Origin of the sequence: Ureibacillus sp. 179-F W5.1 NHS (assembly GCF_045369345.1) — a bacterium.
GTDB classification, from domain to species: domain Bacteria; phylum Bacillota; class Bacilli; order Bacillales_A; family Planococcaceae; genus Ureibacillus; species Ureibacillus halotolerans.
In genome coordinates this window covers 1-745 of record NZ_JBIQFG010000111.1, presented here as the reverse complement: position 1 = coordinate 745, position 745 = coordinate 1, and the positions used below count along the sequence as shown (strand labels likewise).

At 35.4% G+C, this 745-nt stretch carries 1 pseudogene; it reads right to left on the bottom strand.

From position 1 onward, the window contains the following. Positions 1-720 (bottom strand): annotated as a pseudogene (locus tag ACH0B5_RS18050) (HTH domain-containing protein); the annotation flags it as partial. Positions 721-745 lie beyond the last annotated feature (25 nt).

The window sequence follows — 745 nt, the reverse complement described above, 5'->3', positions numbered from 1 at the left end:
TAATTCGTCGGATTCGCTTTAAGTTATATGTAATTTTAAATTGGTCTTCTAACGTCATTTTAATTTGGCGAGCACCTTTAGAACGACCACGGAAGTGAAATGCTTTTAATATAACTTCTTTTACCTTTTCATCCTCTTGATGATGTGCTTGTCTTCTGTTCGCTGCTTCTTCTGAAAAATAACGATAATATCCTGAACGTGAAACCCCAGCTAGTACGCACAGATGTTGTACCATTCGCTTTAATTTATATTTTTTAATGACTGTGTAAATCAGCTGAAATTTTTGTTCAGCCGTGAGTTTTACTTCTTCTTTCTCAACATCCTTTCTGCTAAATCGATCTTTTTTAGCAGTTCATTTTCTGCTTTTAGAAGAGCGTTCTGGGCTTCCAATCTAGCGTATTTCTCTTCTAAACTTAATTCACGTTCCAGTGGACGTCCCGAATGATATTTACGAGAATCTTCGAGCCCAGATGCACCGTTCGTTTGATAAGCTATTTTCCATCTTTTTAACGATGAGTGTACACGCTCCATTCCAACCGCCTCAATATCAAACCCTGCATCTTCAAAGATTCTCTTTGGACCTTTTCCAGCTTCATATTCTTTAATGGCTAGTGCTTTAAATTCATCTGTATATGTAATTCCTTTTTCACTCACTGACTTTACATAAGGATTTTTCTTAAGTAATTTTTGTTCATAAGTAGTAAATAATTTCTTCGACATAAGTTCTGCTCCATCTAATTGTTTT